The 25,608-nt window shown below is 69.0% G+C and carries 14 protein-coding genes; 11 read left to right on the top strand and 3 right to left on the bottom strand.

Features of this window, described 5'->3' with window-relative positions:
* Window positions 1–55: 55 nt before the first annotated feature.
* From ABD768_RS04190 to ABD768_RS04180, 3 genes are all read left to right on the top strand, one after another.
* On the top strand, window positions 56–1,018 hold the full coding sequence (locus ABD768_RS04190) for a LysR family transcriptional regulator (protein ID WP_344837505.1): 963 nt from the start codon (window positions 56–58) through the stop codon (window positions 1,016–1,018).
* Between the two features lie 47 nt (window positions 1,019–1,065).
* The gene (locus ABD768_RS04185) at window positions 1,066–2,331 is read left to right on the top strand and encodes a hypothetical protein (RefSeq protein ID WP_344837502.1); all 1,266 of its coding nucleotides are present in this window, start codon (window positions 1,066–1,068) and stop codon (window positions 2,329–2,331) included.
* 94 nt (window positions 2,332–2,425) lie between these two features.
* Window positions 2,426–6,070: a S8 family peptidase gene (locus tag ABD768_RS04180; protein ID WP_344837499.1), complete on the top strand. Its 3,645-nt coding sequence runs from the start codon at window positions 2,426–2,428 to the stop codon at window positions 6,068–6,070.
* 43 nt (window positions 6,071–6,113) lie between these two features.
* On the opposite strand, the gene ABD768_RS04175 is transcribed toward ABD768_RS04180, so the two are convergent.
* On the bottom strand, window positions 6,114–8,873 hold the full coding sequence (locus ABD768_RS04175) for a family 78 glycoside hydrolase catalytic domain (RefSeq protein WP_344837496.1): 2,760 nt from the start codon (window positions 8,871–8,873) through the stop codon (window positions 6,114–6,116).
* 245 nt (window positions 8,874–9,118) lie between these two features.
* On the opposite strand from ABD768_RS04175, the gene ABD768_RS04170 reads away from it, so the two are divergent.
* A complete protein-coding gene (locus ABD768_RS04170) occupies window positions 9,119–10,468 on the top strand; it encodes a ferredoxin reductase family protein (RefSeq protein WP_344837494.1) in 1,350 nt (449 codons plus the stop codon).
* A 3-nt stretch (window positions 10,469–10,471) separates the two neighbouring features.
* On the opposite strand, the gene ABD768_RS04165 is transcribed toward ABD768_RS04170, so the two are convergent.
* Window positions 10,472–11,140, bottom strand: a complete 669-nt coding sequence (locus ABD768_RS04165) for a potassium channel family protein (RefSeq protein WP_328323076.1) — start codon at window positions 11,138–11,140, stop codon at window positions 10,472–10,474.
* Window positions 11,140–11,802 (bottom strand): potassium channel family protein, encoded by a 663-nt coding sequence (locus tag ABD768_RS04160; protein WP_343978357.1) that lies wholly within the window; start codon window positions 11,800–11,802, stop codon window positions 11,140–11,142. The genes ABD768_RS04165 and ABD768_RS04160 overlap by 1 nt, the downstream gene beginning before the upstream one ends.
* Before the next feature lie 96 nt (window positions 11,803–11,898).
* On the opposite strand from ABD768_RS04160, the gene ABD768_RS04155 reads away from it, so the two are divergent.
* The 7 genes from ABD768_RS04155 to ABD768_RS04125 all read left to right on the top strand — a co-directional run bounded on the left by ABD768_RS04155 (window position 11,899) and on the right by ABD768_RS04125 (window position 25,603).
* Window positions 11,899–13,926, top strand: coding sequence for an APC family permease (locus ABD768_RS04155; RefSeq protein ID WP_343978360.1), 2,028 nt, complete (start codon window positions 11,899–11,901; stop codon window positions 13,924–13,926).
* Window positions 13,923–15,092, top strand: a complete 1,170-nt coding sequence (locus ABD768_RS04150; protein WP_343978363.1) for a class I SAM-dependent RNA methyltransferase — start codon at window positions 13,923–13,925, stop codon at window positions 15,090–15,092. Before ABD768_RS04155 ends, ABD768_RS04150 begins: the two co-directional genes overlap by 4 nt.
* Window positions 15,093–15,156: 64 nt before the next feature.
* Window positions 15,157–20,376, top strand: coding sequence for a hypothetical protein (locus ABD768_RS04145; protein ID WP_344837490.1), 5,220 nt, complete (start codon window positions 15,157–15,159; stop codon window positions 20,374–20,376).
* 9 nt (window positions 20,377–20,385) lie between these two features.
* Window positions 20,386–21,318, top strand: coding sequence for an LLM class F420-dependent oxidoreductase (locus ABD768_RS04140; RefSeq protein ID WP_344837488.1), 933 nt, complete (start codon window positions 20,386–20,388; stop codon window positions 21,316–21,318).
* 156 nt (window positions 21,319–21,474) lie between these two features.
* Window positions 21,475–24,261, top strand: a complete 2,787-nt coding sequence (gene acnA, locus ABD768_RS04135; protein ID WP_344837485.1) for an aconitate hydratase AcnA — start codon at window positions 21,475–21,477, stop codon at window positions 24,259–24,261.
* A gap of 150 nt (window positions 24,262–24,411) precedes the next feature.
* Window positions 24,412–25,002, top strand: a complete 591-nt coding sequence (locus ABD768_RS04130; RefSeq protein ID WP_344837482.1) for a DUF3558 domain-containing protein — start codon at window positions 24,412–24,414, stop codon at window positions 25,000–25,002.
* A 46-nt stretch (window positions 25,003–25,048) separates the two neighbouring features.
* Entirely contained in the window at window positions 25,049–25,603 is a 555-nt protein-coding gene (locus ABD768_RS04125) for a HEAT repeat domain-containing protein (protein WP_344837478.1), read from the top strand.
* The last annotated feature ends 5 nt before the right edge of the window (window positions 25,604–25,608 follow it).

Here is a 25,608-nt window from a genome sequence, read left to right as displayed (position 1 = left end):
GATGATTGATGCGGTCTAGCGATGCTTTTTCACCGGTATTGCTTACTGTGGCTTCATGATCGAGGTTGGTGCGTTGAGAGCGCTGCGCGCGGTTGCCGGGCTGGGGACGTTGGCTCGGGCGGCGGAGGAGCTGGGGTTCACGGCTTCGGCGGTGTCGCAGCAGCTCAAGCGGTTGGAGCGGCAGGTCGGCGTACCGGTGATCGCTCCGGCCGGGCGTGGAGTGGTGCTCACGCCCGCTGGGCAGGCGATCGTCGACTCGGCGCCCGAGGTGTTCCAGGCGTTGGAGCGGTGCGCGGAGGCGGCTCAGTCGGTGTCGGAGGGGACACCGCGCGGCGTACTGCGGGTGGTCGCGTTCTCGACCGCTATCCGCGGGCTGCTCGCACCAACCTTGCGGGCCCTCGCCACGACCGCTCCGGAGCTCCAGGTCCACCTCACCGAGCAGGACCCAGACCAAGCACTCCGGAGCGTCGAGGCTGGTGCGGCTGACCTAGCCCTCGTCCACGACGCCGACGGCCTCCCGCCGCCACTCCCACCCTCCCTCACCCACCGCCACATCCACACCGACGTCGGCGACCTCGTCATGAGCAGAACCCACCCCCTGGCCCAGTACTCCGGCCACGCGCTGGCGATGCGAGCCGAGTCGTCCTCCGCCATCCCCGCCAGCCAGCTGCGACCGCTGACGGCCGGCGACCTCGCTGGGCAGGCCTGGGTGACCAGTCCGCCCGGGACTGTCTGCCACCAGTGGTTTCGGCGATTGTTCGCTGATGTGCCGGAGGAGCCGGACGTGCGGCATCTGGTCGACGACTTCGCCACCCAGCTCGCATTGGTCGAGGCGGGTGACGTGATCGCACTCATCCCGCGGCTGGCCCGTCCACCCCTGGCCGACGGACTAGTGGCGCGACCACTTCAGCGCCGGCCGACTCGCGAAGTACGGGCTGCTTGGCGGCGGAGTGCCGATGCGAGCCCGGCGATTCAAGCGATGCTGACGGAACTGAGCCGGGGGCGACCCGCGTCATAGGGAACAATTCGAGCCCCGCGGACAAGCCGCGAACCAAGGGGGAGTGCGTGAGCCCGACTATCTGGATCGTCCTGGCAGTAGCCGGTATCGGCGTCGCCATCGGTCTCTACGCGATCATCCGCCGCCAGCGCTACGTGCGATCGCTCCGCGAGCGCGGCTGGACCTTCAACGGCAGCCCGACCTGGGACGCCGTGGCCCAGCTCGCGAATCCGCCGTTCGGACTGGGGTTCGTGCGCAAGCCCGACGACCAGATCACCGGCTCGACGGGCGCCGGCCGGCCGTTCCAGGTGATCGAGTACGGCTCCGAGCACTGGAAGGGCTGGGTCGGGATGGTCACCCTGTCCCGGCGCCTGCCCGAGCTGTGGATCATCGGCGGCCAAACGCAACTCCGGTACGGCGTCACCGCGACGAGCGTCCCGGCACCGCAGCAACTCGGTCCGGGGTGGAAGGTCGGCGCTCTCGACCAGGCGTTCGGCGCAGCCGTGATGACTCCACAGCTCTGCGAGCGGCTGACCGTGATGGCCGCGAAGCAGCCCGGGCTGAACCTCAGCATCGACGGGGACCAACTCGTCGTACTGGATCCGCCGCGCAAGGACCCTGCTGTCCTCGCCGAGTGGCTTGACCAGCTCGCCGCGATCGCCGACGCGGTCGACGCAACGCCGTTGGACCAATGGATCCAGCCGGCCAGGCCGTCGCGGTTGACCTTCTACCAGCACCCCGAGTGGTACTGGGTCGGCGTCGACGACAGCCTGCTCGAGACCACTCGCGTGACCAGGTCCGGCCACAGCCACAGCACGTCCGACGTGATCCGCGGCCGCGACGGCAACGGCCCGCCGTTCGTCGCGTTCACGCACGAGTGGAAGACGACCCGCACCGAGTCCTACACCGACAGCGAAGGCCGCAGCCAGACCCGGCAGGTGACCGAGAACCACAGCGAGGCGGTCCTCGGCTTCCAGCTCCCGGTCCGGATGCCCGCGCTGTCGGTCGGCCGGAAGGGGTTCGGTCGCGGGATCAGCTTCGAGAGCGGCGCCTTCAACGAGAAGTTCAAGGTCACCGCGGACGACACCAAGTTCGCCTACGACGTGATCCACCCGCGCCAGATGGAGTACCTGATAGCCGGCCCGCCGGCGCCGTTCGAGGTCGACGGCGACTGGGTCTGGTTCAGCCCCGGCGAGCACAGCCACGAGGTGATCGAGCACTCGTCGGCGTTCCTGATCGGCTTCCTGACCCGCGTCCCACGCTTCGTCTGGCGCAACCTCGGCCTGCCCGACACCCCGTACCCGGCATTACTTTCCGGGGTGTCGCAAACGTGACACGGCTGATTGTGGCCAGCTGAATCGGTTAACCAGGGCGGAACTCCAGGCCTACGATCTGGCGACTCATTCGTAGACCCCCTGTGAGGCATTCGTGACTCCACGTCCTGGCCGCGGTCGAAGACTCTCGGTCCTGGCGGTGGCGCTGCTGGCAGCCGCCGCATCAGTGACCGGCGGGTACGCCGCTGCTGCACCACCCATCGCTCCATCCGGCTCGTACGCCGCCGAGGCCGGCCACGCTGAACAGTCCGTCACCTTGATCACTGGGGATCTGGTCAAGGTCAGCGTCGGCGCCGACGGCAAGAAGAGCTATCTCGTCACCGGCCCGGACGGCCGGCTCGTCGACAACGACGTCCGGGTCGACGGGAAGGACACCTACGTCTACCCGCGCTCCGCCGCGCGCTTCCTCGCGGCGAAGCTGCTCGACGAGGACCTGTTCAACGTCACCAAACTGCTGGCCGACGGGTACGACGACGGCCTGCCGTTGATCGTCACGTACACCGACGCCGCCGCGAAGGCCCGCACGCAGGCTGTCCCGGCAGGCGCGCGCAAGCAGAGCACGCTCAGCAGCATCCAGGGCGCCGCGCTCACGGTCGACCGCACCGGCGACTTCTGGCGGTCGCTGACTGGCGGCTCTGGCTCGAAGGGCCGGGCGGCGTTCGGGGCCGGCATCAAGAAGGTGTGGCTGGACGGCAAGTTGAAGGCCGACCTGGCCGACAGTACGGCGCAGATCGGCGCGCCCGAGGTCTGGCGCGGCGGCAACATCGGCGAGGGCGTCGATGTCGCAGTACTGGACACCGGCGTCGACCTGCAGCACCCCGACCTCGATGACCGGGTGACCGCGTCGACCAGCTTCGTGCCCGGCCTCGATGTCACCGACCGGCACGGCCACGGCACCCATGTCGCCTCCACGATCGCCGGCACTGGCGATGCGTCGGGCGGGGTCGAGCGCGGCGTCGCGCCGGGGGCCCGGCTGCACATCGGGAAGGTGCTCGACAACGAGGGCAGCGGCCAGGAGTCCTGGATCATCGCCGGGATGGAGTGGGCCGCGCGCGATCAGCACGCCAAGGTCGTCAGCATGAGCCTCGGCGGCGGGCCGACCGACGGTACCGATCCGATCAGCCAGTCGCTCAACGAGTTGTCTGCCGAGACCGGCGCGCTCTTCACTGTTGCCGCAGGCAACGCTGGTCCGGGGTACTACACCGCCAGCGCGCCGGGCATCGCGGAGGCTGCGCTGACCGTCGGCGCCGTCGACGGCGCCGACCAGCTCGCCGACTTCTCGAGCTGGGGTCCGCGCGTCGGTGACGGCGGGCTCAAGCCTGACATCACCGCGCCGGGCGTCGACATCCTCGCCGCGCGGTCGCAGTACTCGCCGGAAGGCAGCGGCTCGTACCAGCTGATGAGCGGTACTTCGATGGCGACGCCGCACGTCGCGGGCGCGGTCGCGCTGCTAGCCGCGCAGCATCCGGACTGGACCGGCCAGCAACTCAAGGCCGCGATCGTCAGTACTGCGAAGCCGACCCCTGCCTACAACCCCTACCAGGGTGGCAACGGGCGGCTGGACATCGCTGCCACGAGCAAGGCGACCGTCTTCGCGACCTCGAGCGCGTACTCCGGCCACTTCGCCTGGCCGGTCGAGCCGGGCAAGGTTGTCGACAACGTGGTGACCTACACCAACACCGGTGACGCACCGGTCACCCTCGACCTCAGCACCAAGGTCGCGGACGCACCGGCCGGCCTGTTCGCGCTGTCGAGCCCGACGGTGACTGTGCCCGCGCATGGGACGGCCACTGTCACGCTGACCGCCAAGGTCGACGTCGCGCCGGTTGACCGGCAACTGTCCGGCCAGCTGATCGCCAAGAAGTCCGACGGCACGCAGCTGGGCACGATGATCGGTATCGGCCGTGAAGGCGAGCGGTACGACCTGACTCTCGACGCCAAGGACCGCAGCGGTCGTCCGCTGGCCGGCGACGCCATCCTGATCGGTGGCACGAGCTATGGGCAGTTCGTCGTCGAGGAGGGCGGTACGACGATCAGCCTGCCGCCTGGCGACTACACCACCTGGCTCACCACCGATGTCGAGGGTACGCACGGGCCGTCGTCGCGCGGACTCGCAGTACTGACTCTGCTCGACATCCACCTCGACAAGGACCGCACGGTGACCTACGACGCCCGCAAGGCGAAGCAGCTCACGGTGGCGGCTCCGCAGGCGACGACGCTCGGCGAAGTACGGGTGAACAACTACCGCGACTTCGGGCGCGACGTCTTCTCGGTGGGATCGTCGCGGTGGCCGGACGGGAGCTACGACAGCGTCTGGGAACTGCCGACGGGCAAGGCGAAGAGCGGGACCTTCACGACCGGCGCGCGGTGGCGGTTGGAGCAGCCTGCGCTGACGATGAGCTCGTCGAAGCAGACGTTCGACGACCTGCGGGTACGCCGGGGTGATACGCCGCTGGCGAAGGGGAAGCACCAGCTCGACGCGGTGCTCGCCGATGCGAAGGACCAGCGTGGCAAGGCAGTCGTCGTACGAAACGACGGATCGCTGGAGGAACAGGCCGCAGCTGCCGCAGCGGCCGGCGCGAAGCTACTCGTCGTGGTCAGCGACGGGGTGGGCAGGCCGGCGCCTTGGACCGACTCGATCTACTGGGTGCAGCCGGTGCCGCTGACAGTCGTGACGCTGACCCATGACGAGGGCGAGGCACTGATCGGCGACGTCGAGAAGGGTCGGGGAAGTCTCACGGTGAACTCCAACCCGATGCAGGAGTACACGTACGACTTGTCGAAGTACTGGGATCACTTGCCCGCCGATCCGTCGTTCCGGGCGCGGACGGGCGATCTGGCCCGGCTCAACGTCTCGTACCGGAACTTCCGCCAGGGCACTGGGATCGAGAACCGGTTCGACATCTGGAACGTCGACTGGGAGTCGGCGATGAACACGACCGGGATGCCGCTCGTCGCCGAGCGCGCGGACTACGTGATGGCCGGCGAGCCCTACCAGGCGCAGGCGCAGATCATCCGCGAGGTGCAGCAGGCCGAGCCGGAGTGGACGTCGTACGCCGCCGGTAGCCGGACCGATGTGCAGTGGTTCGGACCGATCCAGCGGCCGCGGTTGAGCAAGGGGCTGTCGCCGGTCCGGCTGCAGGACGGTCTCGCGATGGTCGCGCCGGGCTGGAGCGACGGCGGCGGAAACCACACCGGTACCGCGTTCGGCAACTTCGACCTCACCCAGAAGCTGAGCCTGTACCAGGGGTCGACCCTGGTTGGTGAGGTCGACCGCGATCAGCTGACGGTGAGTGGCCTCAAGCCGGAGTCGCAGCCGTATCGGATGGTCGTCGACAACACGCGGGGGACCTACCCGAGCCCGTACTCGACGGCGACTCGGACGGAGTGGACGTTCGACTCCGCTTCGACCGCGGATGCTGCGCCGGTGTCGTTGATCCAGCTCGACTATGCGATCGACACGGATGTCGACGGCAAGGCCGGGCGCCATGACGACCTGACCATCTCGCCGAAGTGGTCGGTCAGCTCGACGGCCGCGGGGCTGCGTCAGCCTTCGCTCGACATCTCTTATGACGATGGCAAGACGTGGCAGCCGGCGGCGCTCCGTAGTACTGCTCAGGGCTGGACGACGCGGCTCGATGCGCCGCGGAGTGGCTTTGTCAGCCTGCGGGCGCATGCGGAGGACGGCAAGGGTGCCGCGGTCGATCAGACCATCACCCGGGCCTTCGGCCTGAAGTAGATGAAGCCGCTGCCGGGCGGAGTAGCAGCTCCGCCCGGCAGCATCACTTCTTGGTGCTGAAGGTCCAGTGGCCGGCGCCGACGGTGTTGGTGATGCCGCCGAGAACGACGGTCGCCGTGACGCCGGCCGGGATCGTGACGGCCAACCGGATCCCGTCGGCGGTCTGCGTCCAGCGCGAGGCGATCCTTCCGCTGACCGTCTCGAGCGAGGCCGAGACGGTCCCGAGTTGCGGCGGGATCTGCGGGGCGATGGTGACGGTCCGGTACCCGGGGGAGGAGGGCTTGATGCCGGCGAACTCGGTGTAGAGCGACGCATTGATCCCCGCGAACATCGCGTGGTCGTGCGTCTCCATCCCCGAGCTGTACAGCCATTGCTCCCACGAGGTCGTCGCCCCGTGCGCGATCTCGAAACCGAAGCTCGGATAGGTCCGCTGATTCAGGATCGTCATCGCCACGTCGATGCGCCCGATCTTCGCCAGCGCGTCGACCAGATACCGGGTGCCGAAGATGCCCGTGTCGAGATGACCTTTGTCCTTGCTGAGGATCGTCGCGACCAGTTGCTCCCCGACGGCCTTCACATTCGCAGCCGGTACCATCCCGAACGCCAGCGGCAGCACGCTCGTCGTCTGCCGACCGCTCCCGTACGTCGTACCGTCCGCGCTGAGGAAGTGGTCGTTGAACGCCTGCCGGATGCTGTCGGCCAGCTCGGTGTAGTGGCTGACCTCCGTCGCCGTGCCGACCACCTGTGCGGCCTTCGCCACATCGACGGCCTGCTGGTACGACAAGGCCGTGTTGACCAGCGAGACCTCGCTGAAGCAGTCGCCGGCTGACGGACTGCCCATGCCGTCGTTGGCCTCCGGCCCGTGGTCGGGCGGACACCAGTCGCCGAAGCCCTGATCCGCCGGCCAGATATGGCTGGGAACGTCGGTGGCGTTCCTGTCCACGAACGCCTTCATCTTCGGGTAGGTCTCCGCGAGGGTCGCACGATCGCCGTACTGCTCGTAGAGCGTCCAGGCCAGGCTGATCTGGCCGCCGGCCATGTCCGGGTACTGCGCTTTGGCCGCGTCACTCGGCAATGCCGTGCCTGGCGGCAGATCACGCAGGTACTTGGCGTAGAAGCTGTTCATCCCGAACTCGCGCACCGCCGCGTCGCGATACGCCTGCACGTCCATCGTCGGTGGGGTCCGCTCGTCGCGTACCGGGGTGTCGGTGGGCAGGCTCATCGAGTTGTTGAGGATGCTCCAGCGGTTGTTACGCCAGATCTGGTTGAGCAACTCGTTGTCGGAGTCGAACGAACCCGTCGACTCGACATCGGCGTGGACGACCCGGCCCTGGAGGGTGTCCAGCGTCGGCCGGCCCGGGTAGCCGGTCAGCTCGACGTACCGGAAGCCGTGGTAGGTGAAGCGAGGCTCGTACGTCTCAGGGCCTTGCCCGCTGAGGATGTAGGTGTCGGTCGCGGCCGCATTCCGGTTGGTGAAGGTGTCGAGCAGGCCGTCCTTGCCGAGCTCCTCGGCGGTCCGCAGCTTGATCGTGGTGCCCCTCGGACCTTGCATGGATGACAGCCGCGGCCAGCCGGCGATGTTCTGGCCGAGGTCGTAGATGTAGACGCCGGGCTTCGGCTGGGTGAGCCTGGCCGGCCGCAGTGTCTGCACCACGCGGATGGCCGGCATGGTGTTGGGGGAGAGGTTCGGGCTGGGAGCGGCGACGGCCTTGGTCGGCAGCCAGCGCGAGTCGTCGAAGCCCGGCTTGTCCCAGCCTGGTTGGTTCAGGCGGGCGTCGTACTTCTCGCCGCCGTAGATGTCGTTGCCGACGATCGCGCCGGTCGACCATTTCCAGCTGGGGTCGGAGGTGATCGCCTGATGGGTGCCGTCGGTATAGGTGACGTCGATCAGCACGATCGCCTGCTTCGGCCCGAGCCAACGGAAACCGTACGGGTTGTAGTTCGCGCCATAGCCGTTCCCGAGCCAGACTCCGACCGCGTTGGCGCCACGTCGCAGCGCGGCCGTCACGTCGTACGAGTCGTAGAGGTTTCTCTCGCCGTACTGCGAACTGGCGGGCGTCAGAACGTGGTCGCCGACCTTGTTGCCGTTGAGATGGAGCTCGTAGAAACCGAGCCCGTAGACATCGGCGCGAGCGCTGGCGATCGGCTTGCCGAGCGCGAACTCGCGGCGCAGCATCGGCGCATCCGGCTCGCGCTGGATCAGCGTGGGATCACCGGTCGGCTCCAGTTGCCCGCCGGGCTCCGTGTCGTAGCTGTCCCGGTAGAGCTCGTCGCCGGCCAGGCTGTGGATCGCGAGGTTGTCGTACGCCGCGCGCTCCTGGACCCCGTCACTCGTCGAGGACCGGAAGCCCACCGTGCCTTTGCTGAGCGCGGTGTCGGTGAGTTGGCTGACCTGGGTGCCGTCGATCCAGGTCGTGATGGTGGCCCCCTCGGCCCGGACCCTCAGGTGGTGTCGAGCACTGAGGTCGAACGGACCGAGATCGATCTCGGCGAGCGTGCTGAACCGGCCGTCGACCTTGGCATGCGGCCGCAACAGCACCTTGCCCGGAGTAAGGGCCGCGTTGATCTGCCATAGGTAGAAATTGCCGGTGTCCTTCGCCCGGAAGACAACGCTCGCGGCCGCCGCCTCGATGGTGAAATCGACGTCGAGAACAAAGTCGTCCCAGGTTTTGCTGTCGGCTGTGTCAGGGCTGATCCATTGAGCGCCTTGCCAATCCGCTGCTGCTGCCTCAGCCATCGGCACCGGGCTCGCCGCGACCAGTGCTGCCGCCAGCGCCACTGCGATCCATCGCCGAACCCTCATGGTTCTCCCGCCCCAGCCGAATGAAACGATTCATGGTGGGAAGACCGTAGACCGTCGCGGCCCTGATGTGAAATCGCTCGCGCGTCGATGGCCGGATCAGGCCAGTGGGAGTCGCCGGGGGCGAATCGGCGATCAGGAATCGGATTGTTAAACCCGTCGCAAGACTGCAAGCGGCCGATCTTGCAGCGTCGCCGCCGGGCGTAAGTTCCCTGTCACCGCCCCCACGGAAGCGATGGGAATCAGGAATGATCCATCGAAGAACTGTCACCACGCACGTCCACGGACCGGCCGCGCGAGCCGGCTGGTTCCTGCTCTATCTCGAGGCACTTCTGGTGCCGCTCGTCCTCACCTGGCTGTCGCTCGGCCCGAAGGATCTGCCGGCCGGCGAGGCGGTCGCGCTGAGCCTCGGACTGGTCGCCTTCTCGGCCCTGGTGGTCGCGGTGATCCTGCCGGCCAGGGTCTCACCGCTGATCGCCGCGTTCGGGATCGAGACGATCCTCAGGATCCATCGCTCGATCGCCCGGGCCGCAACGATCCTGGTGCTGCTGCATCTGGTCGCGGTGCTGATCGAGGACCCACGGGGGTTCTCGATCTTCGACCTGGCGCACACGACCTGGGCCGCGCGCGCCGCGACCTGCTCGACGGCGGCCCTGCTGCTGATGGTCGTGCTCGCCCTCACCAGGGCGCGCCGCCAGCCACGGTACGAAGGCTGGCGGCTCGTCCACAACGCGCTGGCGTGGATCGTGCTGGTGACCGCGTGGCTGCATGTCTGGTGGCTGCGGCACCTGATGTCGATGCCGTTGCTGGCCGCCTGGTTCTTCGGGACCGGGCTGCTGGTGCTGGGCCTGACGGTACGCCGCTGGCTGTGGTTGCCCTTGCGTGCAAGGCGGCGCTCATACCTGCTGGAGGAGGTACGGCGGGAGCCCGGCGACGGCGTCACGCTGACGATCCGGGCGGATCGGCATCACGGCGTACCGTTCAACGCGGGCCAGTTCGCCTGGCTGAAGTTCGGCTCGACCGCCTTCGTCTTCGAGGAGCATCCGTTCAGCATCTCCTCGACGGCGGTCCGCCCGTACCGCAAGCAGTTCACGATCAAGGCGCTCGGCGACTTCACCGAGCTGCTCAGCGCGCTGCGCCCCGGCCGGCGGGTGTTCCTGGACGGCCCGTACGGCGGGTTCACGATCGAGGGGTACGACGGTTCGGCCGGCTTCATGATGATCGCGGCCGGTGTCGGCATCACCCCGATGCTGAGCATGTTGCGCACACTGGCCGACCGGCGCGACCGCCGGCGCCATTGGCTGATCGTCGCGGCCCGGACGGCGGAGGAGATGATGCTCCGGCCGGAGATCGAGGACGTCCGGCGGCGGCTCAACCTCAAGGTGGTCGAGGTGCTCAGCAAGCCGGGCCCGGACTGGACCGGCGAGGTCGGCCGGATCGGCGGCGAACTACTGACCCGCCATCTGCCCCGCAACCCAGCCCACCTCAACTACTTCCTCTGCGGCCCGTCCCCGATGGTCCACTCGGTCAGCCACGAGCTGGCCGCCCGTGGCATACCCCTCCGCCGCATCCACACCGAACGCTTCGGTGCGGCCTGACAACTACTTGCGGTGGTGGGGGGAGAGCATGTCCTCGAGCTGTTCCTCGGTCTCGTCGGCCGCGACGAAGAGGAGCTCGTCGTTGAGTTCGAGGGTGCCTTCCGGGTCCGGGCGCAGTACGCGGCCTTCGCGGATGATCGTCACCAGGGCGGTGTCGACCGGCCAGTCGATGTCGCCGACCCGCAGACCGATCATCGGGGAGTCCTCGGGCAGCGTCAGCTCGACCAGGTTCGCGTCGCCCTGACGGAAGGTGAACAGGCGTACCAGGTCACCGACCGAGACCGCTTCCTCGACCAGCGCCGACATGATCCGCGGCGTCGACACCGAGACGTCGACGCCCCAGGCCTCGTTGAACATCCACTCGTTGCGCGGGTGGTTGACCCGGGCAACGGTCCGCGGTACGCCGAACTCGGTCTTGGCCAGCAGCGACACGACCAGATTGGTCTTGTCGTCGCCGGTGCTCGCGATCGCCACCTGGCACCGCTGCAGCGCGGCCTCCTCCAGCGAGGACAGCTCGCAGGCGTCCGCGAGCAGCCACTCGGCCCGCGGCACGGACTCGGCCTTGATCGCCCGCGGGTCCTTGTCGATCAGCAGGACCTCGTGGCCGTTCTCCAGCAGCTCTGCCGCGATCGATCGTCCGACGTTGCCCGCGCCGGCGATGGCTACCCGCATCACAGCTCCTCAGGCTTGGTACCTAGTTGGGACTCGATGGCGGCGGCGTCCTTCTCCAGCATGACCACGTGCACCAGGTCGCCTTCCTGGATCACCGTGTCGGCCTTGGGCATGAAGCCCTCGCCGAGCCGGGTCAGGAACGCGACCTTCGCGCCGGTGGCCTTCTCGATGTCGGACGCGAGCCGGCCGACCCAGCCCGGGCTCACGTAGACCTCGGCCAGCCGGACGGTGCCGGACGGGTCGCGCCACTCGGGCTCCGAACCGCTCGGCAGCAACCGCCGGATCATCTGATCGACGGTCCACTTCACCGTGCCGACGGTGGGGATGCCCAGGCGCTGGTAGACCTCGGCCCGGCCGGGGTCGTAGATCCGGGCGACGACGTTGCCGACGCCGAAGTTCTCCCGGGCGACGCGCGCGGCCAGGATGTTGGAGTTGTCGCCGTTGGAGACCGCCGCGAACGCCTCGGCGTCCTCGATCCCGGCCTCGGTCAGCACCTCCCGGTCGAAGCCCATCCCGGTGACGGTCCGGCCGGAGAAGTTGGGGCTCAGCCGGCGGAAGGCGTCGGCGGACTGGTCGATGATGGCGACCGTATGACCGCGCTTCTCCAGCGTCCGGGCGAGCGTCGACCCGACGCGGCCGCAGCCCATGATGACGACGTGCACTCCGTGATCACTCCTTGCCCCACCTGGGGCCGCTGGCATCGGTCTCGGCAGGGATAGACGCTACACCGGACCGGTGCTGCCTCTAACATCACCGGTGTGACTCCCGCTCTAGGCGACATCGGCAAACGCATCCTCATCGGACGCAAGCTGCGCAGCGCGCAGCTCGGCGAGACGCTGCTCCCGAAGAAGATCGCGCTCCCCGTGTTCGCCAGTGACGCTCTGTCATCGGTCGCGTACGCGCCGGACGAGATCTTCCTGACCCTGTCCGTGGCCGGTCTGGCGGCCTACTCGTTCTCCTGGAAGATCGGCCTGCTGGTCGTCTTCGTGATGCTCGTCGTGGTCGCGTCGTACCGGCAGAACGTGCACGCCTACCCGTCCGGCGGTGGCGACTACGAGGTCGCGACGGTCAACGTCGGGCCGACCGCGGGGCTGACGGTGGCCAGCGCGCTGATGGTCGACTACGTGCTGACGGTGGCGGTGTCGATCTCGTCGGGTGTGCAGAACGCGAAGTCCGCGCTGCCGTTCCTGGCCGGCCACGAAACTCCGCTGGCCGTGACGCTGGTGCTGATCCTGACGGCGCTGAACCTGCGGGGAGTGCGCGAATCGGGCGCGCTGTTCGCGATCCCGACGTACATCTTCATGGCCTCGATCATCGGGATGGCGATCTGGGGCTTCATCCGGCTCAGCGCGGGTGACCTGCCGCTGGCCGACAGCGCCAAGTTCGACATCGCGCCCGAGGCGGGGCACGAGATCTTCGGTGGGCTGGCCGGCGCGTTCCTGCTGGCCCGGGCGTTCTCCTCAGGCTGTGCGGCGCTGACCGGGGTGGAGGCGATCAGCAACGGCGTACCGGCGTTCCGCAAGCCGAAGAGCAAGAACGCGGCGACCACGCTGCTGCTGCTCGGCACGATCGCCGTGACGATGCTGATGAGCATCTTGTTCCTGGCCAGCAAGATCAAGCTCCGCTACGCCGAGGACCCGGCGACCCAGCTGCTCCAGAACGGCCAGCCGGTCGGCGACAGCTACACCCAGAAGACGGTGATCGGCCAGATCGGCGACTCGGTCTTCTCCAACTTCTCGCCCGGTTTCTACCTGGTGATCGGCGCGACCATGCTGATCCTGGTGCTGGCCGCGAACACCGCGTTCAACGGCTTCCCGGTGCTGGCCTCGATCCTGGCCAAGGACGGGTACCTGCCCAAGCAGCTGCACACCCGCGGCGACCGGCTTGCCTACAGCAACGGCATCATCTTGCTGGCGCTGTGCGCGGTCGGCCTGATCATCGCCTTCAACGCCGAGGTGACCAAGCTGATCCAGCTCTACATCGTCGGGGTGTTCGTCTCCTTCACGCTCAGCCAGTTCGGCATGATCCGGCACTGGACCAGGCATCTGAAGACCGAGACGAACGGCGCCAAGCGGGCGCAGATGATGCGCTCGCGGGTGATCAACGCGATCGGCCTGACGATGACCGGGCTGGTCCTGGTGATCGTGCTGCTGACCAAGTTCACCCACGGCGCCTACATCGCGATCATCGCGATGGCCGTGCTGTTCCTGCTGATGAAGGGCATCCGCCGGCACTACGACACGGTCGGCCGCGAGATGGCCGTCGACGCCGACGACTCGCTGATGCTGCCGGCCCGGGTGCACTCGATCGTGCTCGTCTCCAAGCTGCACAAGCCGACCCTGCGGGCACTGGCCTTCGCCAAGGCGGCCCGGCCGTACATGCTCGAGGCAGTGACGGTCGATGTCGACCGGGACGAGTCGGAGCAGTTGCAGGCCGAGTGGGACGCGCGGGACATCCCGGTACCGCTCAAGCGGCTCGCGTCGCCGTACCGGGAGATCACTCGCCCCATCGTGCAGTACGTTCGGGATATCCGGCGGCAGTCGCCGCGGGACGTGGTCATGGTCTACATCCCCGAGTACGTGGTCGGGCACTGGTGGGAGCACATCCTGCACAACCAGAGCGCACTGCGGCTCAAGGGACGGCTCTTGTTCACACCTGGTGTGATGGTTACGTCCGTTCCGTACCAGCTGATCTCGTCCCAGGCGGCTGAGGAGCGGCAGGACCGTGAGGAACGCGTAGCCGGCCAAGTACGGCGCGGCGCGCGCAAGAGTTCAGGAGACCGGTGACGGAAGACCAGATCGTCGGGACGCTGCTGGAGCTGGAAGTGGGGCCAGTAGCTCACGGCGGGCACTGTGTCGCGCGCTACGAGGGCCAGGTGGTCTTCGTGCGGCACGCGCTACCAGGTGAGCTGGTGCACGCCCGTGTGACCGAGCAGACGACCAAATACCTCCGTGCGGACGCAGTACAGGTGCTGACGCCCTCACCGCAGCGGATCGAACCGCCCTGCCCGTACGCCGGGCCCGGCCGGTGCGGCGGCTGCGACTTCCAGCACGCCAACATCGTCGAGCAGCGGCGGCTGAAGGCGACCGTGGTGTCGGACACGCTGCGGCGGATCGGCGGGATCGAGCGCGCGATCGTGATGGAGTCGCCCGGTGACGACGGGCTCGGGTGGCGGACCCGGATGCGGTACGCCGTGGTCGACGGCCGGCCTGGGATGCGTGCGCACCGGTCGCATGACCTGGTGATGATCGACAAGTGTCTGATCGCGCACCCCGGTACGCCCGACGTACTGCATGAGCAGTGGCCGGATGCCTCGTCGGTGAAGGCAGTGGTGTCGTCTGAGGGCAAGACGGCGGTACTGACCGACGACAACTCCGGTGGACGGGTAGTGGAGGTCGTGCGGAACCGCCGCTTCCGGGTGGAGGCCAATGGGTTCTGGCAGGCGCACCCGGCTGCTCCCGAGACATTGGTGGACGCAGTACTGGCTGGGCTGGAGCCGCGGTCGGGTGAGACGGCACTGGATCTGTACTCCGGGGTTGGGCTGTTTGCTGCATTCCTGGCTGAGGCGGGGTGCGCAGTACTGGCTGTGGAGGGCAGCAAGGACGCGGTGAAGAACGCGCGACGGAACCTGCATGACCTGCCGGCGGTGACGCTCGAGGCCGGGGATGTGGCCAAGGTGCTGAACAACGCGGCCGGGCAAGGGCTGGAGGCTGTTGACCTGGTCGTGCTCGACCCACCGCGGACTGGCGCCGGCAAGGACGTCGTACGGCGAATCGCGGCACTGTCGCCACGGCGGATCGCCTACGTAGCGTGTGACCCGGCGGCGCTGGCGCGGGACCTCAAGACGTTCGGGGGACTGGGGTACGGGGTGAGCTCGCTGCGGGCGTTCGACTTGTTCGGGATGACGCATCACATAGAGTGCGTGGCTGTGCTCGAACCGCGACCTGCTTAGGGTGGCTTTCTCGGGTACCGTTCTGGCTTGAATCGCTGGATCTGGCACTTGAGCAGGAGAACCGATGCCGCTCGTCGACCTGGACGACCCGGAGGAGTTGCGCGCCCGCTGGAGCGCCCTCGCCGCGGTCGCCCATGCCACCGGCTACGACCGGCGCTGGTACGCGGACGAGCACGGCTGGTACCACCAGGACGAGACCGGCAGCGACCTGCGGATGGTGCGGCTCGACGGTGGGCGGGCGGTGCTGTTCGGGTTCCACACGCAGCACACGCAGACGGCTGAGGCCGACCTGCTCGCCGGTGCGCCGCCCTGGATCGGGCAGCCCGAGGTCAAGCGCCGGATGGCCGCGGGGGAGCTCGGGTTCGTCTACGGCAGCTTCAACGGGACATGGGCGCGGGCGTCGTACCCGGGCGACCCGTGGCAGCCGCTGGACGACGGCTTCCTGCCGATCGGGGAGTGGATCACCTCGGACGAGGAGGCCGCCCGCGAGATGATCGAGTGGGCGGCTGAGTGGGCCGACTACCTGGGCGGGCTCGACGAGCTGCTGCCGGTCGGCGTCCAGCTGATCCGCACTGCGGCGACCACTGGCATCACCCCCGAGTCCCTCCTCAACCTCTTCGACCGCCTCGGCATCGGCCCGCAATCGCCCCAGCACCCCGACCTGCGTGCTGCCTTGGCCGCTGCAGGGGCGTTCAGCGGTACCGCCGTCAGCTCCCCAGCACCTGCCGACGCCTCGCCGCGCGCCACGCCGGCACCAGGCCAGCCAGCCGGCGTATCCCCGCAGGGCGGGGCCACCCCCCAGGCGACCTATCAGCCCGCCCCTTCCGACCAGTACTCGACGCAGGCCGGGCAGCGCGACGCGTATCCGGCTGTGGAGGCACTGGTTGACGAAGCGGACGACGAGGAGTCGGTCGCGGTTCCGCCGGGCATCAGCCCGTTCACCGGCCAGCCGATCGGCGACGACGCCAACCTGATCATCGGCGGCAACGACCCCTACATCTCCGAGCCACCGGTTGCCTCCGAGCCGCCCTTCACCCCGGAACCGCCGCTCAACCCCGAGCCCCCGTTCCGCCCGGACTCGCCCTTCGCGCCGGACCCACCGCCGTACACCCCCGAGCCCCCGTTCACCCCGGAGCCCGACCCGGACCCGCCGTACCAGCCGGAAGACGCCGCCCACCACGACGACTACGGCGTCGTCGCCAAGAAGCCCCGCCTCTTCCGCCGCCGCAAACACGAAGACCCCGCAACCCCACCGGCCACCACACCCCAGCGCAGCACGCCGCACGCGCCGGCGGCCGGTGAGCCATACCGGTCACCCGTGCCGTACACCTCACCAACCGACGGCCCGCGCACGCCGGCAGCAGGCGACCAGTACGGGCGCTCCACCGGCGACCAGCCCGCGCAGGCCGACGCGGGCACTCCAGCGATGGCCCAACTCCCGTCATCCGAGCCCCGAGTCGGCGGCCCGCTCAATGAGGGCGAGGACTTCTACGCAAGCCTCTTCGCCGACGCGCCGGCCGCCGCTACCTACGTACCGGACGTAATCCGCGACACCCCTGCCGGTGACGAGCCCTGGTCTGCCGACGACGCCACCAACGAGATCGCAGCCATCTCCGACGAAACCGGCGAAGTCCCGCCGGTCCCCGGCATCTCCGCCGCCGACGACACCGGCGTGATCCCCCCGGTCCCCGCCCCCGAAGACGAGCTCCCCACTGCGCAGAGCCCCTTCGCTCCGCCCGCGTCGGTCGGCCACCCGGGCTCACCTGCTGCGCCCTCACCCACCCCCGAAGCCACACCTCCGCCTGCGCAGAGCCCCTTCGCTCCGCCCGCGTCGGTCGGCCACCCGGGCCCATCCACGGCGCCCTCATCCACCGAAGCTGCCCCTCTGGCTGCGCAGAGCCCCTTCGCTCCGCCCGCGTCGGTCGGCCACCCGGGCTCACCTGCTGCGCCCTCACCCACCCCCGAAGCCGCATCTCCGGCCGCCCGGAGCCCGTTCGCCACCTACCCAGACTTCGTCGGCGGGGCCGGGGACACCGACGCTTGGCCTGGCGCGGCAGCTGAGCCGACGGCGGACAATAGGTCGGCGCAGGACGCCCAGCCGACTGCTGGTCCCGGCGCGCTGGAAGCGCGGTCGACCACCGACACCGGACGGCTCACGGACGCCGGGTCGGCTCCGAGCGCGGGCACCGGTCGCGCCGAGAGTGCATCGGACGCCGATCAGGACGGGCTGATTGCCGTCGACGCGGATACCTCAGACGGGCGCTTCGGTGCAGGGCCTGGTGGAGATGCGCAGCTGGGCTCCGGTGGGGGCTCGTCGCTGCATTCGGTCGAGGGCTTTGGCGACGGCGATGCCGCCCGGACGGCAGCCGTCGGCGGGATGACGAATGGCACGCGGTCGGCGGATGGGGTCGGCGTCGGGCTGCCGGGCGAGGGGCCGGAGCGGCTCGATGCGGGTGGCCCGGGGAGCGGGCTGGGTGAGGCTACGGAAGCCCTCGAGGATCGTACGGAACTGCTGGAGGCCAGCCCCGAGCCTGTACCGGAGGCCGCGGCCGGCGACGAGCGCATGGCGTCGGTGGGCGGGTCCGAGGCCGGATCCGTGCCGGAGCACGAACTGGCCCTGGGGCGGGGGCTGGCCGGATCCGCGCCGGAGGACGAGCTAGCGCCAGAGCGGGAGTTGGCGCCGGAGCGCGAGGTAGCCCCGGGGCGGGAGCTGGCCGGATCCGCGCTGGAGCGTGAGCTAGCGCCGGAGCGCGAGCTAGCGCCGGAGCGGCAGCGGGAGCTAGCCCCAGAGCGGGAGCTAGCGCCGGAGCGGGAACTAGCGTCGGAGCGGAAGTTCCCGCCGGAGCGCGAACTAGCGTCGGAGCGACGGCGGGAGTTGGCGTCGGAGCGGGAGTTGGCGCCGGGGCAAGAGGTAGGGCGGGAGCCCGGACCAGCGGTGGAGTCGGAGCTGGTGCCGTCGGCGGAGCTGGAGTCGGAGCCGGAGTCAGGTGGGTCGGCGGAGGCCGAGCCGGAGGCGGAGTATGTGCCGGAGGGCCGGGCTGAGCCGGCGAAACCGGAGTGGATCGGTGGCGCCTGGATCAATGGCGTGTGGGTGGAGGACGTCGCCGCGTACCTCGCGGCTCAGCACGCCGCTGGTCCGGCCAAACCTTCGGTAGAAGAGCTGCCCACGGAGGACTTCAGCCAACTCCCGCCGCTTGACGACTCTCCGACCGAGGAACACGTCCTCGGACCCACACCCCACGAGCAAGCCTCGGACGACCCCCCGACCGAGGAGCAGGCGCTCGGGCTGGATCGTCTCGACCAGGGTCCGGCAGCTTTTGTGCCGGAGGGTCGGCCGGCCGAGGAGCGGGTGGTCGGGGTCGCCGGCCTCGACCGGGGGCCGGCAGGTTCGGCGCTGGACGAGCCGCCGACCGAGGAGCAGGTGCTCGGGCTGGATCGTCTCGACCAGGGTCCGGCAGCTTTCGTGCCGGAGGGTCCGACGGCTGAGGAGCGGGTGGTCGGGGTCTCCGGTCTCGACCAGGGGCCGGCAGATTCCGCGCTTGACGAGCCGCCGACCGAGGAGCGGTTGCTGGATCTCGCGCAGTTCGAGGCCGCCGGGGAGCCGGCGGGGGAGCAGGTCCAAGGGGTCGATCCGTTCGCGCGGGCGGGTGACGAGGCGCCGGGTGACCAGTCGGCGGCTGAGGAGTCGGCGGCTGACGGGGCGGCTGAAGAGGCGTCGGACTACGACGAGCGGTTCGAGCTGGCGGCTGGCGGCGGGTCGGGGGTCGGGCTCTCGGAGCGTGCCGATGAGGTTCGGGGCGTCGAGGAGCCGGTGACCGAGGAACACCTTCAAGCGGTCAACCCGTTCGAGCAGGCCGCCGAGCGAGTCTTCGGAGTCGCGGCCAGGGGGTCTGGCGATGCGGCGGCTGAGGAGGGGCTGGCGGGAGTACAGGCTGAGCCGGAGGAGCCCGGGGACGGACTGACGGGCGGGGATCAGCTGGTCGGGGAACCTCAGGGTGAGGTTGAGGGTGATGCTCCTACGGCCGAGATTCCGGTGGTGGTCGAGCGAGATCCTGAGGATGAGTACTACGCGGACCAGCGGTCACCGTTCGCGCCGGAAGCGCGGGACATCCCGCCGGGCGGGTTCAGCAGTCTCGAGCCGCTCGGCGACTTCGAATACCGGCTGGGCGAGAACTTCCACGACGAGATCCTCGGCGAGGCCGACTGGACCGCCGACCAACTGGGCGAACCGCAGCAGGCAGGCGACAGGGCTCAAGAGCCGCTGCAGCAGGCTGCGCACGAGACAGACGACCCACGCCAGCAGCCGCAAACCCTGGGCGAGCCGCATGAGCTGAGCGAGCCGCATGAACTGAGCGGGGCGCAAACGCCGGGCGAGCAGGATGAGCTGGGCGAGGCGCACCAGCTAGGCGAGGCGCACGAGCTGGGGGAGCTGCAAGGGCTGGGTGAGGCGCATGAACTCAGCGAGGCGCAAAGGCTGGGCGGCGACGCGCCAGGGCAGGACGAGGCAGCGCAGGGCGAGGCAGCGCAGGGCGAGGCGCCGGAGCAGGAGGGCGTGCTCGAGGTTGGTGCGGAGGCCGCGGCGCGGCAGTCGGAAGAGCAGGAGCCGGCGGATGACGATGATGTTACCGCTCAGTTCGAGGCGATCAGGGACGAGTACGAGCCGCAGCCCGAAGACATGGCTGCAGCTGCGGTCGAGGGCGACGCGCAGCCAGAGCGCCCGGAGAAGCTGGTGGTACCGGACGAAGGCCGTCCTGTCGCGATCCCAGGGGTTGGGGTCGTTGGCGGGGAAGGGCCGCGGGTCGAGACACCGGCTGGTTCGATCGAGGAAGCCATGCGGGCCGAGGTCGAGCGTCCTCGGCCGCGACCCAAGGAGTCGGACGCGTTCCGGGCGTTGCGAGAGTGGTGCCGGGCGCGGACGAAGGTTGTACCGTCCGGCTTCACCATCCAGGTGCAGGTGCTCGACCCGGCGGCGCCCAGTTACCGGTTCGATCTGGAGCCGCCGGAGGTGGACGACCCGGAATACGGGGCTCAGAGGCTCACCGAGCTGCTGGGCGACCTGTGGCTCGCGGAGTCGCAAAGTGAGCAGGGTGGCTGGCTGTTCGCGCGGATGGACGCGGCCGGCCGGACGCTACGGATCGACCGTTGGTACGACAGCGTGCCCGACTGGTGGGACAACCCGGTCGAGCCGCGGCTCGACGTGGACGGTCTGGTGCGGCGGCTCAACGGGCGTGGCGCCGACTGGCAACCGTCGTACTTGGAGAAGCTGTACACCAGCGCGAGATAGCGTTGCGGCATGTTGCTCAGGATCTTCACCGAACCCCAGCAAGGTGCCTCGTACGACGACCTGCTGGCGGTCGCCCGCAAGACGGAGGAGTGCGGTTTCGACGCCTTCTTCCGCTCGGACCACTACGTCGCGTTCGGCGACCGCGACGGCCTCCCCGGCTCGACGGATGCCTGGATCACGCTCGCCGGACTCGCCCGCGAGACCAGCCGGATCAAGCTCGGTACGTTGGTCAGCCCGGTCACCTTCCGCCACCCCGGCCCGCTGGCGATCTCCGTCGCCCAGGTCGACCAGATGAGCGGCGGCCGCGTCGAGCTCGGTCTCGGCGCCGGCTGGTTCGAGGAGGAGCACCAGGCCTACGGACTCGACTTCTCTGACACCCTCGGTCGCTTCGACCTGCTGACCGAGCAGCTCGAGATCATCACCGGCCTGTGGGACACACCGGTAGGGGAGAAGTACAACTTCGATGGCGAGCACTACCAGCTCGTCAACTCGCCCGCGCTCCCAAAGCCGGTCCAGCAGCCGCACCCGCCCGTCATCATCGGCGGCGCCGGCAAGAAGCGCACGCCGGCGCTGGCCGCGAAGTACGCCGACGAGTTCAATGCCGGCTTCCGCTCCGTCGACGAGATCAAGACGATCTTCGGCCGGGTCCGGGCAGCCTGCGACGAGGCCGGCCGCGATCCCAAGACCCTCACCCTGTCGACCGCGCACTGCGTCGTCGTCGGCAAGGATGACGCGGACGTGAAGCGCCGCGCCGCCGCCGTGGGCCGCAACCCCGACAACCCGCAGCCGGACTCGATCATGGGCACCCCCGCGCAGGTCATCGACCAGCTCGGCCACCTGGCGGCCGCCGGATCCCAGCGCCAGTACGTCCAGTTCCTGGACCTGACCGACCTCGACCAGCTGGAGCTGATCGCTGCCGAGGTCCTCCCCAAGGTGTCCTGATCCGGAGGCCAGAAGCAGCGGAAGTGGCTCGATGTCGTGTATCTTGATGTCGAGAGAGTTTGTACGGCGAGGTTAGGGGAGCCTGACCTCGCGGCCGGGCCGGTGGCTCGGCAGGATGGGTTCAGCGGATACAGGACCGGATAGAGGAGCAGGTTGATGGCCAGCGTCGACAGCTTCGGTGCCAAGGGTGCACTCGAGGTCAACGGAACGTCGTACGAGATCTTCAGGTTGGCGGGTATCGAGGGCGCTGAGACGCTGCCGTACTCGCTCAAGGTGCTGCTCGAGAACCTGCTGCGCACCGAGGACGGCGCGAACATCACCGCCGAGCACATCACCAAGCTCGGCAACTGGGACGCGAGCGCGGCGCCCGACACCGAGATCCAGTTCACCCCGGCCCGGGTGATCATGCAGGACTTCACCGGCGTGCCGTGTGTCGTCGACCTGGCCACCATGCGCGAGGCGGTCGCCGAGCTCGGTGGCGACCCGACCAAGATCAACCCGCTGGCGCCGGCCGAGCTCGTCATCGACCACTCCGTCATCATCGACGTCTTCGGCCGGCAGGACGCCTTCGAGCGCAACGTCGAGCTGGAGTACGGCCGCAACAAGGAGCGGTACCAGTTCCTGCGCTGGGGCCAGACCGCGTTCGACGAGTTCAAGGTGGTCCCCCCGGGCACCGGCATCGTGCACCAGGTGAACATCGAGCACCTGGCCCGGACCGTGATGGTCCGCAACGGCCAGGCGTACCCGGACAGCTGTGTCGGCACCGACAGCCACACCACGATGGTCAACGGCCTGGGCGTGCTCGGCTGGGGCGTCGGCGGTATCGAGGCCGAGGCCGCGATGCTCGGCCAGCCGGTCAGCATGCTGATCCCGAAGGTGGTCGGCTTCAAGCTCACCGGTTCGGTGCCGGCCGGCGCGACCGCGACCGACGTGGTGCTGACGATCACCCAGATGCTGCGCAAGCACGGTGTGGTCAGCAAGTTCGTCGAGTTCTACGGCGACGGCGTCGCGGCGGTGCCGCTGGCCAACCGCGCCACGATCGGCAACATGAGCCCGGAGTTCGGCTCGACCTGCGCGATCTTCCCGATCGACGACGTCACCCTGGAGTACCTGCGGCTGACCGGCCGCGGCGACGACGAGGTCGCCCTCGTCGAGGCCTACGCCAAGGAGCAGGGCCTGTGGCACAACCCGGCGATCGAGCCCCGCTTCTCGGAGTACCTGGAACTGGATCTGTCGACCGTCGTGCCGTCGATCGCCGGCCCGAAGCGGCCGCAGGACCGGGTCTCGCTGAGCGAGGCCAAGGAAGGCTTCCGCGGCGCGCTGGCCGACTACGCCAGCCACGAGGACGGCGCCGAGGTCGACCCGTCCGAGCTGGGCAGCTTCCCGGCCAGTGACGCGCCGAACGGCCACGGCCACACCGACGACGACCCGCACGTGCCGCACGGTGCGGGCGACGCGGGCCGCCCGGTGAAGAAGACCAAGATCAGCCTGAACGGCCAGGAGGTCGAGCTCGACCACGGCCACGTCGTGATCGCCAGCATCACCTCTTGTACGAACACGTCGAACCCGTCCGTCATGCTGGCCGCCGCGCTGCTGGCCAAGAACGCGGTCGACAAGGGCCTGACCAGCAAGCCGTGGGTCAAGACGTCGCTCGCCCCGGGGTCGAAGGTCGTCACCGACTACTACGACAAGGCCGGCGTCACGCCGTACCTGGAGAAGCTCGGCTTCCACCTGGTCGGCTACGGCTGCACCACCTGCATCGGCAACTCGGGCCCGCTGCCCGAGGAGGTCTCGGCCGGTGTGCAGGAAGCCGACCTCGCGGTCGTGTCGGTACTGTCCGGCAACCGCAACTTCGAGGGCCGGATCAACCCGGACGTGAAGATGAACTACCTGGCCTCGCCGCCGCTGGTGATCGCCTACGCGCTGGCCGGCACGATGGACTTCGACTTCGAGACCGACGCGCTCGGCCAGGACACCGACGGCAACGACGTGTTCCTGAAGGACATCTGGCCGGCGGCCGACGAGGTCGAGAAGGTGATCGCCTCCTCGATCAACAAGGAGATGTTCACCAAGGACTACGCAGACGTGTTCGCCGGTGACGAGCGCTGGCAGTCGCTGCCGACGCCCGAGGGCAAGACCTTCGCCTGGGACGCCGAGTCGACCTACGTGCGCAAGCCTCCGTACTTCGACGGGATGGCCAAGGAGCCGTCGCCGGTCACCGACATCACCGGCGCGCGGGTGCTCGCCAAGCTCGGCGACTCGGTCACCACCGACCACATCTCCCCGGCCGGCTCGATCAAAGCCGACGGCCCGGCCGGCAAGTACCTGGCCGAGCACGGCGTCGACCGCAAGGACTACAACTCGTACGGTTCCCGCCGCGGCAACCACGAGGTGATGATCCGGGGCACGTTCGCCAACATCCGGCTGCGCAACCAGATCGCGCCCGGCACCGAGGGCGGCTTCACCCGCGACTTCACCAAGCCGGACGCGCCCGTCACCTCGATCTACGAGGCGTCGGAGTCGTACCTGGCCGCCGGTACGCCGCTGGTCATCCTGGCCGGCAAGGAGTACGGCTCGGGTTCGTCGCGCGACTGGGCCGCGAAGGGCACGGCACTGCTCGGCGCGAAGGCCGTCATCACCGAGTCCTTCGAGCGCATCCACCGGTCGAACCTGATCGGCATGGGCGTCCTGCCGCTGCAGTACCCCGAGGGTGAGAACGCGGAGACCCTCGGCCTGACCGGCGAGGAGACCTTCGACATCACCGGGGTCACCGCGCTCAACGACGGCGGCATCCCGCGCACGGTGCACGTCAAGGTCACCGGCACGGACGGTTCGGTCAAGGAGTTCGACGCCGTGGTCCGGATCGACACCCCCGGCGAGGCCGACTACTACCGCAACGGCGGCATCCTGCAGTACGTGCTGCGCTCGCTGATCGCGAACTGAGTCAGAAGCCGGTACGGCGTACCGCGGGCTGTCGTCCGTGGTGCGCCGTACCGGTCTGTTCACGGCACAGGTTGCTCTTGGTAACAAAGTCCTGGTTAGCTAACGGTGCCTCGGCCGGGCGGGTCGGGGTTCCAGATCCGGGGGGATACGTTGCGTTACCCAGCGATTCTGCTCGCCGTGGTGCTGCTGGTCGCGGGCTGCGCGGCCGAGGAGCCGACCACCTACGGCCCGACCACCGCCGGACCGACCATCCGGCCGAAGACTTCCGCGCCGGTGGACGAGTCGACGCTGCCTCCGATCGTGGAGGAGTCGACCGCGCCGCCGAAGCCGCTGTGCGAGATCTTCAGTACGGCCGAGATCACCAAGACACTCGGCCTCGCCGTCCGCAAGGCCGTCACCAGCAAGAACGGGCCGTACATCACCTGCACCTGGAACACGGTGAAGCCGGTGGAGGGTCCCGGCGTCGTCACGATCACCCGCGGTGATGGCTCGCTGTACGGCGCCTTCACGCAGAAGATGATCGCCGACGCGAAGGCGAAGAAGGCCCGCGGCAAGAAGCTGCTCGAAGGCGTCGGCGACCAGGGCTTCGCGATCGGCGCGTCGGTCAGCGGCATCCCGATCTGGTACGCCGCGGTCGAACACGCCGGCGTCCTGACCGGGGTGCAGATCTCCGGGGCGGGCAGCAACTCGAGCGTCGGCACGATCAAGGCATTCATGATCGAGGTGCTGGCGCGCGGCTGAGCTGTGGTGCTCAAAACTGTCGGCGGGGTCCGATTTACTGAATGGCATGGAACGGGAGCATCCGCGTGAGGTGATCGCCGCCGCCTGCGCGCAGTACGGCCAGGACGTGGTGATCGACTGGTGCGTCGCGTTCCTCACCGGCGAGATCTCGGGCGAGGACGCCTACGGCCCGGACCTGCCGAAGCTGGTGGCGATCACCGGCTCGGCGAACCCGGGCGGCTGGTCCCAACCGGTCGATCCGGTGAACTACTACTGGATCCGGGTCTGGGCAGCGCGAGCCCTGCTCTACGTCTGGCGCGACGACGCCGTCGAGGCGCTGGCCGCGGTCGCCGACGACCCAGCCTGGCGAGTCCGCGAACACGTCGCCCGGATCACGGCCCAACGCGAGCTCGGCCAGCTCGTCGACGCACTGCTGCCGATGCTCGATCACGAGCTACCGCGCGTCCGGGCGGCCGCAGTACGGGCCGTTGGCGCGGCGGGGGAGTACGAACACGCCAGTGCCGTCGAGGGTTTGCGCGATGATCCGGACAACGCGGTCCGGGTCGCGGTCGAGCGAGCGCTGGAGAGACTGGAGCGCCGGCTCGACCGCGAACTGGGCTGAACTCG

The organism is Kribbella ginsengisoli (genome assembly GCF_039537185.1).
In the GTDB taxonomy this organism is placed as follows: Bacteria; Actinomycetota; Actinomycetes; order Propionibacteriales; family Kribbellaceae; genus Kribbella; species Kribbella koreensis.
Note: the sequence above shows the minus strand (reverse complement) of the source record. Positions and strands in the feature narration are given on the sequence as shown.

What these genes read in the sequence shown, in the direction of transcription:
- ABD768_RS04190 (WP_344837505.1), top strand. Translation starts at nt 56, where the DNA reads ATGATCGAGGTTGGTGCGTTGAGAGCGCTGCGCGCGGTTGCCGGGCTG.
- ABD768_RS04175 (WP_344837496.1), bottom strand. Translation starts at nt 8,873, where the DNA reads ATGAGGGTTCGGCGATGGATCGCAGTGGCGCTGGCGGCAGCACTGGTC.
- ABD768_RS04170 (WP_344837494.1), top strand. Translation starts at nt 9,119, where the DNA reads ATGATCCATCGAAGAACTGTCACCACGCACGTCCACGGACCGGCCGCG.
- ABD768_RS04165 (WP_328323076.1), bottom strand. Translation starts at nt 11,140, where the DNA reads ATGCGGGTAGCCATCGCCGGCGCGGGCAACGTCGGACGATCGATCGCG.
- ABD768_RS04145 (WP_344837490.1), top strand. Translation starts at nt 15,157, where the DNA reads ATGCCGCTCGTCGACCTGGACGACCCGGAGGAGTTGCGCGCCCGCTGG.
- ABD768_RS04140 (WP_344837488.1), top strand. Translation starts at nt 20,386, where the DNA reads ATGTTGCTCAGGATCTTCACCGAACCCCAGCAAGGTGCCTCGTACGAC.
- acnA (WP_344837485.1), top strand. Translation starts at nt 21,475, where the DNA reads ATGGCCAGCGTCGACAGCTTCGGTGCCAAGGGTGCACTCGAGGTCAAC.
- ABD768_RS04125 (WP_344837478.1), top strand. Translation starts at nt 25,049, where the DNA reads ATGGAACGGGAGCATCCGCGTGAGGTGATCGCCGCCGCCTGCGCGCAG.